12 protein-coding genes are annotated in these 10,000 nt (G+C 47.0%); 6 read left to right on the forward strand and 6 right to left on the reverse strand.

Annotated elements, in window-relative coordinates; translation table 11 throughout:
• Positions 1–468: 468 nt before the first annotated feature.
• On the reverse strand, positions 469–981 hold the full coding sequence (locus tag LDL18_RS01370) for a DUF2141 domain-containing protein (protein ID WP_296506357.1): 513 nt from the start codon (positions 979–981) through the stop codon (positions 469–471).
• Here LDL18_RS01370 and LDL18_RS01375 point away from each other — a divergent pair.
• A complete protein-coding gene (locus tag LDL18_RS01375; RefSeq protein WP_296506358.1) occupies positions 980–1,303 on the forward strand; it encodes a hypothetical protein in 324 nt (107 codons plus the stop codon). The genes LDL18_RS01370 and LDL18_RS01375 overlap by 2 nt on opposite strands.
• A 156-nt stretch (positions 1,304–1,459) precedes the next feature.
• On the opposite strand, the gene LDL18_RS01380 is transcribed toward LDL18_RS01375, so the two are convergent.
• From LDL18_RS01380 to pyk, 3 genes are all read right to left on the reverse strand, one after another.
• A complete protein-coding gene (locus LDL18_RS01380; protein WP_296506360.1) occupies positions 1,460–2,155 on the reverse strand; it encodes a tRNA (guanine(46)-N(7))-methyltransferase TrmB in 696 nt (231 codons plus the stop codon).
• A gap of 213 nt (positions 2,156–2,368) precedes the next feature.
• Positions 2,369–2,998, reverse strand: coding sequence for a GNAT family N-acetyltransferase (locus LDL18_RS01385; protein ID WP_296506363.1), 630 nt, complete (start codon positions 2,996–2,998; stop codon positions 2,369–2,371).
• 262 nt (positions 2,999–3,260) lie between these two features.
• Entirely contained in the window at positions 3,261–4,688 is a 1,428-nt protein-coding gene (gene pyk, locus LDL18_RS01390) for a pyruvate kinase (RefSeq protein WP_296506365.1), read from the reverse strand.
• A gap of 319 nt (positions 4,689–5,007) precedes the next feature.
• Here pyk and LDL18_RS01395 point away from each other — a divergent pair, with 319 nt between their 5' ends.
• The 4 genes from LDL18_RS01395 to ruvA all read left to right on the forward strand — a co-directional run bounded on the left by LDL18_RS01395 (position 5,008) and on the right by ruvA (position 7,672).
• Complete coding sequence (locus LDL18_RS01395) at positions 5,008–5,247, forward strand: DUF2312 domain-containing protein (RefSeq protein ID WP_296506367.1); 240 nt, start codon at positions 5,008–5,010, stop codon at positions 5,245–5,247.
• A gap of 456 nt (positions 5,248–5,703) precedes the next feature.
• Positions 5,704–6,453, forward strand: coding sequence for a YebC/PmpR family DNA-binding transcriptional regulator (locus tag LDL18_RS01400; protein WP_296506368.1), 750 nt, complete (start codon positions 5,704–5,706; stop codon positions 6,451–6,453).
• A gap of 34 nt (positions 6,454–6,487) precedes the next feature.
• The gene (gene ruvC / locus LDL18_RS01405) at positions 6,488–6,991 is read left to right on the forward strand and encodes a crossover junction endodeoxyribonuclease RuvC (RefSeq protein ID WP_011240114.1); all 504 of its coding nucleotides are present in this window, start codon (positions 6,488–6,490) and stop codon (positions 6,989–6,991) included.
• Positions 6,992–7,030: 39 nt separating this feature from the next.
• On the forward strand, positions 7,031–7,672 hold the full coding sequence (ruvA, locus tag LDL18_RS01410; RefSeq protein WP_296506375.1) for a Holliday junction branch migration protein RuvA: 642 nt from the start codon (positions 7,031–7,033) through the stop codon (positions 7,670–7,672).
• 59 nt (positions 7,673–7,731) lie between these two features.
• Here ruvA and LDL18_RS01415 read toward each other — a convergent pair whose 3' ends face one another.
• Together LDL18_RS01415 and LDL18_RS01420 are read right to left on the reverse strand one after the other, a co-directional pair.
• A complete protein-coding gene (locus LDL18_RS01415; RefSeq protein WP_296506376.1) occupies positions 7,732–8,034 on the reverse strand; it encodes a hypothetical protein in 303 nt (100 codons plus the stop codon).
• Between the two features lie 268 nt (positions 8,035–8,302).
• Positions 8,303–9,232 (reverse strand): 2-hydroxyacid dehydrogenase, encoded by a 930-nt coding sequence (locus LDL18_RS01420; protein ID WP_296506378.1) that lies wholly within the window; start codon positions 9,230–9,232, stop codon positions 8,303–8,305.
• A 145-nt stretch (positions 9,233–9,377) separates the two neighbouring features.
• Here LDL18_RS01420 and ruvB point away from each other — a divergent pair.
• Positions 9,378–10,000 (forward strand): Holliday junction branch migration DNA helicase RuvB (gene ruvB / locus LDL18_RS01425; RefSeq protein WP_296506380.1); only part of this gene is annotated, 623 nt, incomplete at its 3' end.

Raw genomic sequence — 10,000 nt, forward strand, 5'->3', positions numbered from 1 at the left:
TTTAGGTGACGCTTTTAACGCTGCTGACTGTTTGAGAGAGAAAGACAGTGCGTTCCTAGGTGGTATAATCAGGTCTTGGTCGTGATTTTAGTTATATCTTTTTACAGCTTGGGCTTGCTCTCTAGGCATATCAAAAGATCTATAAAATTAGCTCTTAAAACAAAGACAAAAGCCTAAGAAAATCAATTATCTCCAAAAAGAATGATGCCTGTCCTATTGCCATGATAGGGTATTTTTTTGGACTATTTAGGGCTGTGTTTTTGTTTAATAATGCAAGATAGTTGATGCTGATCAATGCGTTTTTGCGATATTCGGCAGAGGTTAAGATTTTAGGCAACAGAGATGTGGTTATCTTTTCTTATTGTTGTTCTGTTAAAACAATGGCCTGATGATGTCTATCAGGCCATTTTAGGAAAAGAAGAATTTAATTTTTTGAAAAGGTCATCTTAGAAATTAGATTCTCAGTGATTAGAGACCTTTGAAATCAATGGTGTCTTTCCGCCGAAGGGGTGCAAAAGAGAGCAAGCCACGGCGGTAATTGAAGCGCACCGGAATAGTGGTTACGCCACTACCAATCGTTACCAAGGATTCCTGCACCCGTGGTTCATGCATCAGATGAGGCGGATTGATCGGAATACCCACGCCATCTTCCGAGACCGTTACCCGATGATTGGCATCGCGGTCATGGGTTAGAATAACGGCATAAACGCCCGCTTTTGGCACCCGAACGCAGATTTTGATAGCACCACTTTTCGGGATAATCATTTCCTGCCGCCGGAATATTTTATTTTGCGCGGATAATGTTTCTTCATCAGCCATGAAATCATCTTCATTCGGCGGATAAAGGTCGATACGCAGCAAGCCTTTCCGATCTTTCAGACCAACTGCCTGCACCACCAAGGCGGGGCCTTTTTCATTGGGGCGGCACATGACATCTTCTTCTGAAGGCGAATTTGCAATGATGCCTTGATCGTCAGCCATGAAAGAGACGATACCCTTGGTGGAATCGACCTCGGCCATATGTTGTTTATGGCTGGATGGGCTGATGTTGCTGGTTGTGGTCGACAGCGTTGCTTTGGATGCCGAGGGCGTGGCTGTGCTAAAAGAAGAAGAATCTGGATTATCGGAATCCAGAATCGGTTTCGGGCGGTTGTCACCGGATATTGTAGAAGCGGAAGAAGAAAGAATAGGGGTTGCCGCCGATACTTTCTGTTGTGTGCTGATCCTGCCGTCCACAACAGGCTGGGCAGCCAGCAAGGCCAAGAATTCCAACACGTATTTTTCCTCTCTTACCGCTTCTTAGAAAGCAATATTTTGTTTTTATACTGTAGTGACAAGCATATTTATACAAAGATGACAAGGGAAAGAACATCGAGCTTAAACAAGCTGTTATGCCATTTTTTCAAAAGTGTCTTCTTTTTACTCAATAGCTTGAAGAATTTCTTCTGGAATTAGTTTGTCATACTCTTCGATAACGGAAATACCATACTTCATGTCCCTTTTCGCGGGCTTTCTTTTCATAACGGGTCTGTGGCCAATCTTCGGGGCGTTGTAAAAAATCACGCGGCGTTTGTGCCAGCCATTCAAAGTCAGGCCGTTGTCCCATAATCATCATCGCCCAGCGGCAATAAATCGGATGATCGGTGCCAAAACGAAACTCACCACCCTTTTTCATTTTACGGGCGATAAGACCTATGGGCCCGTGATTCATGAAACGTCTTTTGGCATGGCGGGCTTTTGGCCAAGGGTCGGGATGAAGCAAATAGGCACGGTCAAGGCAGTTGTCGGGAAGCTGTTCCAGAATATCCAAGGCATCGCCCCGATGGAGGCGAATATTTTTTATCTGGTTATTGTCGATATGGGTCAGCAAGCCGACGACACCATCGAGGAAAGGTTCACATCCGATAAAACCATGATCGGGACGCATCATAGCTTGTCCGGCGAGATGTTCGCCTTTCCCAAAGCCAATTTCAAATTCCAAGGGGCGATCATCGCCAAAAAGATCCGTTGCGGAGACGGCTTGTTCCGTTGTGATTTCAAGCTGTGGCAGCAGTGTTTCTACTAATTCTGCTTGTTTCGGGCGCAGGCTGTGGCCTTGTTGTCTGCCATAGAGGCGACGAATAGTAAGGGGGTCGTGAATAGAGCTTTCAGTCATAAGATCGCCGTATCGGATTTTTTAAAAAGAAGGAAGAGAAAGCGTTTTCTGTCAAAAATCATATTTTCAGAAAAATTGACCGAAATTCTCTAGGTTGAAAAAGGCTATCCTGTCATTCTTTTATGAAATGATGGTATTTTATCGGATAGCCTTGGTTATCTGGCCTTGTCCCGTTCCCCTTCAAGCTATCCGATATAGCGGTAAATAGCAGGGTTATTGTGTCTGAAGTTTTAATCCCATGCGGATAGACTCTTTAAAACCGAAAACAGGTGAAAAGAGGCCAACAGAATGATGTCTGATGTCTCGATAGCCTAGGCGGCTGTAAAGGCGATGCGCTCTTTCATTTTTGGTAATGACATCAAGAACAACTCTTTTCATGCCCTGTCGGGTCGCCTGCTCTTTGATATAGCCAAGAAGCGCATGGCCAATACCATGGCTACGCGCTTTTTCATCAACGCAGATGCTTTCTACCATCATTTCATCCGTGGCGGGTTGTTGGTCGAGTTGGCTTAATAATAATCCACGGAATAGGCCGCTGATTTTCCCGTAAGTCGCAAAAAGATGTTTCAAATCTTGCGCGAGAGAGTTTGGGTTGTGGCTTTTATAAGTGGCAACGCCAAGTAATGTGCCATCAGGCGCGATCGCGCTGACAATGGATCGATTATTCATACTGTGACGAAGAAATTCTTGGCCTTTTTCGGGAGAGCCTAAGGGTATCTTTAATTTTCTTTCAAAGGCTTGCCAGAAAAGTTGAAGAGCAGAAGGAATATTGTCAAGGGAAACGCCATCTTGAAGCGTGAAATTTTCGATTTTGGCTATGGGGGAAGGGGATGAAGAAGACATTTCATTATCCACATTCTTGGCCGCGATATTGAGCGGCACGCAGCGGGAATAAGGTCATCAATAGCCGGATAGCTGGGAAGGACAGCTTTGCTTTTGCCATAGAAAGTCTGTCCCAAATGAGAAAAGAGGATGACAGTCTTTCTTCGTGACGAGCAGGGGGGACTATCTGGGTGAAAAGCAGATATCGGGCTATTCTTGAGCTTAAAAAAAAGCCGGAGAGAAATATCCCCCCGGCCTTTTTTCTGTGTTGTTATAAAGCGAATTAGGCTTCGATAACATCAACAATGTTGGTGGTGCCAGCTTTACCGAAAGGTTCACCTGCAACAACAACCAGCTTGTCACCAGCTTTGGCGAAACCGTATTTTTTAGCGGTTTCAGCAGCCAGCTTCTTGGCTTCGTCAAGGCTTTTCACCGTGGAAACCTGAACCGGCTGTGCGCCCCAGACCAAACCAAGACGACGAGCAACTTCGGCATCAGGCGTCAGAGACAGGATCGGAGCAACCGGACGGGCGCGGGAAACGCGCTGTGCGGTCTTGCCGGTTTCAGTGAAGACGATGATTGCTTTTGCGCCAACCGTTTCAGCGGTTTTGCTGGCGTTTTCAGCCAGAGCATCAACCGTCGTCGGTTCTGCCGGAGTCGGGGTGAAGCGAACGCGTTCGATGTAACCCGGAGCATTTTCAACATAAGAAGCAATACGATGCATCAGGTTGACGGCTTCATGCGGCCAGACACCGGCTGCGGATTCTGCAGAAAGCATGATACCATCAGCACCTTCGTAAATGGCGTTTGCAACGTCACTTACTTCAGCGCGGGTCGGTGCCGGAGCTTTGATCATGGATTCGAGCATAGCGGTTGCAACGACAACCGGCTTACCCAGCTGGCGGGAGCGTTCAACGATACGCTTCTGCGTCGGGGGAACAGATTCCGGCAAGCATTCAACACCGAGGTCACCACGAGCAACCATGACAGCGTCGGTTGCAGCCAAGATGGATTCGAGGTTTTCAATGGCGGCTGGCTTTTCGAGTTTAACGAGAAGCGGTGCGCGGCCTTTGATGAGTTCTTTGGCTTCGATGACGTCTTCGACGCGCTGCACAAAGCTAAGAGCAACCCAGTCAGCTTTTTCCTGAAGAGCAAAGTCGAGATCTTTGCGATCTTTCGGGGTCAGAGCGGCCAGCGGAATCACAACGTCAGGAACGTTGAAACCTTTATGGTCGGAAAGCGGACCCGGAACTTCGACGCGGGTAACGATTTTGGTCGGGGAAGATTCGATGCAACGAACAACGATCTTACCATCATCCAAAAGCAGGCGATGACCCTTGTCTAAAGCCTTGAAGATTTCAGGATGCGGCAGGTTGACGCGGGTTTCGTCGCCAAGGGTGGTGTCCTGATCGAAAGTGAAGGTCTGGCCTTCTTTCAACTGAACCTTGCCTTCTTTGAAGTCACCAACGCGGAGCTTCGGACCCTGAAGATCGAAAAGGATCGTGGTCGGGCGGTTGAATTCTTTTTCAAGCGCACGAATGTTGTCAACGATGACCTTCTTTTCGTCATGGGTGCCGTGGCTCATGTTGATACGGAATACATCCGCACCAGCCAAGAAACGATCACGAATCTGTTCTGCCGTCGAGCTGGCAGGACCCAGCGTAGAAACAACACGTACCTTGCGGCCGCGTGGGAAAAGTCCTTCAGTCAAGCTTCTATTCCTTCCGCTTTGCTGATTTAATTACATATGCCATTTGCGCTTCTATCATCAGATGATCAAGCACAACTTCGTTTGTCAATTTGTTACAAATGGAAGGAAAAGGGAAGCGTCTCTTCGCAAAGAGATCATATTTTTCTGCATTTTCAATAAAAAAAACAGTCTCTTTCCCGTATCTTGGCAGAAGATTGCTGTCTGTCGAGTTTTTTCATACAGCCTTGATAGGTTAAACTTATATCGAAATGCCTTTTCCTTTGGAAAACGGGCAAAAATTATATATTCAGTTATTTTTCAACGGGAACTTGATTTTACTATGTCAGAAAATATTGCTGCTGATCAACTTCGTTTGTTTGTCGAACGGATTGAACGACTCGAAGAAGAAAAAAAAGGGATGGCGGACGATATCCGTGATGTCTATTTAGAAGCCAAGTCCCAAGGTTTCGATGCAAAAACCATGCGTTCGGTTATCCGCTTGCGGAAAATGGAAAAAGACGCGCGCGATGAAATGGATGCTTTGCTGGAAACTTATCGCAATGCTTTGGGCTTGAACTAGGCTTTACTTTCCTATCTTGAAAAAGCGGATTCGCTTGACGCTTTGCCGGATAAAATTTCTATTTTTATCGGGAGGCTATCCGGCTTTGATCCGGTATCATTCGGCCTGTTGAAGAGGCCATATCCGCTATTGATAGGCTGTTCTTCCCATAGAAATGATATTTTGCTATTTACCCCGCTCGTAAAGTGACGGTTTTCTTCCTTCTTGGTATGTTTTTAGGCTTTTGCTTGAAAAAGAAGAGTGCTGTGACTTGAAAACGGAGACCGGAATCTTCTGACTGTCGATTTGTCAGTCAGCTCGGGACATTGTCTTTAAACAGAAGGCTGGATCAGGCGTGGTCTGACCCATGTCCCGCTTTATTTCGTCTAATTTTTTGATTAGGTCGGATGTAAAGCCAGTATCCCTATTCCCCGAATGCGGGGATATTCATGTTATCTTGTATAGACAGATGGAACCATGGCAGGCCATTCAAAATTTAAAAATATTATGTATCGCAAGGGTGCGCAGGATAAAAAGCGTTCCGCCCTTTTTTCCAAATTATCCCGTGAAGTCACGGTAGCCGCCAAGTCCGGCTTACCTGATCCGAACGCGAATCCGCGCTTGCGTGCAGCCGTTGCTGCTGCCCGTTCGGGTGGTATGCCGAAAGATAATATCGAACGCGCGATTGCAAAAGCTATCGGTGGCGACGGCGATAATTACGAAGAATTGCGGTATGAAGGCTTTGGCCCGAGTGGCGTTTCTTTGATTATCGAAACCCTGACTGATAACCGTAATCGCACGGCAACCAATGTCAGAACGGCGCTTTCAAAAAATGGTGGCAATCTCGGCACCAGTGGTTCTGTGACCCACGGTTTTGATCGTATGGGGTTGATTACCTATAAAGCCGAAGCGGGTGATCCCGACAAGATTTTTGAAGCGGCTTTGGAAGCGGGCGCTGAAGATGTCTCTTCTTCTGAAGACGAACATGAAATTTGGACCGCTCAGGCTGATCTTCATGAAGTCGCTGGCAAATTAGAAGCCGTTTTGGGTGAACCAGAAGGCGTGAAATTGGCATGGCGTCCTCAGACTGTTATCAATGTCGATGAAGATAATGCGCGCACCTTGATGCGGTTGATTGAAACCTTGGAAGACGATGACGATGTTCAAACCGTCTGGGCCAATTACGACATCGATGATGAAGTTATGGAACGTCTTGGACAGGAATAATCTTTCTGTCTGAAAAGGGATGTGATCGGTGCCGATGATTTTTCTGGGACTTGACCCCGGCTTGGGAACGACCGGCTGGGGAGCGATTACAGTTGAGGGTAATCGTCTTAGTCATATTGCCAATGGACAAATTCGCACCGATCCTTCCATGGCTTTGGCACGGCGGTTGGCGTTATTACATGATGCCTTGGCCGCCGTCATTGCCAGCCACCAGCCAGAAATGGCGGCGGTTGAAGAGGTTTTGGGTAATAGCAATGCGCAATCAACCCTGAAATTGGGACAGGCGCGCGGTATTGCCCTGTTTAGCCTTGCCGAAGCTGGGTTATCCGTTGGGGAATATCACCCCAATGTGGTAAAAAAGGCCGTTGTTGGCACCGGAAGCGCTGATAAAAAACAGGTGCAAGCCATGGTATCCCGTCTATTACCCGGAGTGAAGTTAGCGGGCCCTGATGCAGCCGATGCTTTGGCGGTGGCTATTACGCATGCCCATCATCATGCGTCCGCCCGTGGCTATGCTCGTCGCGTAAGAGCTTCATAATAGGCGGCTGTCGCAATACCGGAATAGAAAGAGATATTGATGATCGCGCGATTGGTTGGTTTTCTGGTTGAAAAAAATTCTGATTCTGCGGTCATTGACGTTAATGGCGTCGGCTATCTCGTCCAATTATCGGGACGATCTTTAGATTATTTTTCCGAAACCGAAGGTGAAATTACCGTCCATATCGAAACCCAAATTAGGGAAGATTCGATTACCCTTTTCGGTTTTGCCTCTTATTTAGAACGGGATTGGTTCCGGCTTTTAACGTCGGTGCAAGGTGTTGGTGGCAAGGCTGCCCTTGCCATTTTGACGGCATTGACCTGCGATGCGATTTCTGTAGCGATTTCCAGTGGCGACAAGACAATGATTTGTCGCGCCAATGGGATAGGCCCCAAAATTGCCCAGCGTATTATCAATGAATTGAAAGATAAACCGGCGGCTATTGCGCTGTTTTCTTCGGCCAAAGGCGATCATCTGACGGTCGAAGATATTTCCCAGTCAGCAGCCTCGGCGCATCATGTTGGTAATTTTGTTGCAGATGCGGTGTCTGCGCTTTTGAATTTAGGATTTAAACCGGCGGAAGCTGAGAGAGTTGTTCAATTGGCTTCGGAAGAATTGGGCGATCAAGCAACCTTGGACAGTCTTGTACGTCTGGCTTTACGGTTATCGTCCAAGCATTAAATTTAATCCGTGCCGAATCCCCGCAATAGAGAGCGGGGATAGCGGACTGCCCTTGTAGGTTATGAATGCTCGGGATGCGGGACTTCCCAGTCAACAAAGGCTTTGTTTGTTTTGACTTGGGGATGGCTATCCATCAAAACCTTGATAACCCGATTATAGCGTTCGTCCTTTTCTGCGGCTTTAATCAGTAAATCACCCAAGATTTTCCGGCGTGCTTCCGCATGTTTCTTTTTGGCCGCAGCCTGACGGGCGAGCAAAGATTTATAGCGTTGCTTGGCTTCTTCAACCTGTTTTTGGGCTTTCAAGATTTGCGGCGTCAGGTTGTCATTGCCTTCCGCATCATCAGTAGGCGTTTCTGTCATATAGCTATCCACGGGCTGTATTGATCTTTGTACTTTTCTTTTTCTGACAATATAGCGCATTTTTTCTTCTCAAGATCCTCTCACAAGAGAATTAAAGCTCTATTCGATATGGGATAAAAAGAGAAGATGCGCAAAATGGATATATTTCAACTGTTTTTATCCATAGACGTGAAATAACTATAAAATATTTTTGAAAATTAAAAAAGAAGGGCAGGCCATCCTTGTTTTTTTGTTTGACCTGCCCTGTATTCTTTATTTTCTGATGAAATCAGACAACCGGCGTAAGAAGCGGTTTTCCAGCGAAAAAAGCCTGAAGATTGTCGATTACCAGATGCGCCATTGTTGTCCGTGTCTCGACAGTGGCGCTGCCTAAATGGGGTTGTAAAACGACTTTCTGAGACTGCTGTAAGGCCGCTGGCACATTGGGTTCATTGGCAAAAACATCCAATCCGGCACCTGCGATGACGTTTTTCTCTAGGGCTTCTATCAAGGCCTCTTCATCAACAATACTGCCACGGGCAATATTGATAAGAACGCCTTTTTGACCCAAGGCTTCCAGAACCTCTTTATTGACGAGGCCTTTTGTCTCGGCTGTTCCTGGGGCTGCCAAAACTAGCACATCAACGGCTTTCGCCAGATCAAGGATATTGTTGTAATAATTACAAGAGACTTCCTTGGGATGGCGGCTGCAATAGCTGACAGATTTGGACATTGGTGCCAGTCTTTCGGCGATGGCTTGGCCAATCCGTCCTAGACCAAAGACCCCGACATCGAGATTGCTGGCACTGTGAGACAAAGGAATTTCTTCTTTTTTAATCCAGCCGCCGTCACGAACCAGCTTATCATTTCGGATGATATCCCTTTTTAAGGTAAGGAATAACCCGACAGCCATATCAGCGACATCTTCGGTCAAAACCCCCGGAGTATTAGAAACCCTGATATTTCGTTTTTTGGCGGCTTCTAAGTCAATGCCGTCAAAACCAACGGCATATTGAGCAATGATCTCGAGGTTCGGAAATTGATCCATATCATCTGCCCTGAAACGGGCTTGACCATCGCCGATGACGGCCTTGATTTGAGGGGCTATCTCGGCGGTTATTTTTGTACCATATTCGTAAACCGTAAAGAGAGAATCGAGCTTGTCTCTTGCCCCGTAAAAAAGCGGGGTGCGTAATAGAATCGCGGGTTTATCCGTCATTGCGTAATCTCCTGATCGCCTTATGAAGGATAAGCATTTTTCTGATCTGTCTGCAATCAACTGCCTTGTGATTCCTGTCGCGAAAAAATGAGGCAGTTTTTAAAAAAACTTTATTTCCTCTTCTTTTCATGGTCTTTTTCTTTTTATGACGCGCAATAGTTTATTAAATCCCGAAGCCGAAAATGCCGACCCCGATCAGGCCTTGCGCCCGCGTTCTCTGGATGAGTTTATCGGACAACAGGCTGCAAGAGAGAATATCCGCGTCTTTATCGATGCGGCAAAAAAACGGCAGGAATCGCTCGATCATGTGCTTTTCTTTGGCCCCCCTGGGTTAGGAAAAACAACCTTAGCCCAGATTATCGCCCGCGAAATGGGCGTTGGCTTTCGAGCGACTTCGGGCCCTGTTATTGTAAAGTCCGGCGATTTGGCTGCCCTTTTGACCAATCTTGAAGATGGCGATGTTCTTTTTATCGACGAAATTCATCGTTTGCAGCCGGTCGTCGAAGAAGTCCTTTATCCCGCGATGGAAGATCGCGCTTTGGATTTGATGATAGGTGAGGGGCCTTCTGCGCGTTCTGTCCGAATTGATTTACCGCATTTCACCCTTGTAGGCGCAACGACCCGCCAAGGTTTGTTAAGCACGCCTTTGCGCGATCGTTTCGGGATTCCGGTGCGTTTGCAATTCTATAGCATTGAAGAATTGCGGCAGGTCATTACGCGCGCTGCCCGTTTGTTGGGTATGGAAATCGCGCCGGAAGGTGCCGAGGA

Origin of the sequence: Zymomonas sp. (assembly GCF_020216885.1) — a bacterium.
GTDB lineage: Bacteria > Pseudomonadota > Alphaproteobacteria > Sphingomonadales > Sphingomonadaceae > Zymomonas.